Genomic DNA, 238 nt, shown 5'->3' with positions numbered 1-238 from the left:
AAGGCCGTGCCGCGATCGTAGGGAATGTCATAGCGGTAGTCGGCATAGCTGATCAGAAAACTTGCCTGCTCGCCATACCATTGCAGAGAGGGTGCCAGCAGTGTGTGCTCTTCACTGCCAAAGTTGCGCCAGTAATCCTGATTCTGCTTTTCGGCGATCAGCCGGAAGGCGAAGCCGTTGCCCAGCGGGCCGGTGACATCCAGCGTGCCCGCACCGCCACCTTCACTGGCGTAACGTC

1 pseudogene is annotated in these 238 nt (G+C 59.2%); it reads right to left on the bottom strand.

The features are described from left to right. A pseudogene (locus SB765_RS33410) lies at positions 1-238 on the bottom strand (TonB-dependent siderophore receptor); the annotation flags it as partial.

This window comes from Pseudomonas sp. SIMBA_067 (genome assembly GCF_046534675.1).
GTDB lineage: Bacteria > Pseudomonadota > Gammaproteobacteria > Pseudomonadales > Pseudomonadaceae > Aquipseudomonas > Aquipseudomonas putida.
This window is presented reverse-complemented; position numbering and strand designations above follow the sequence as displayed.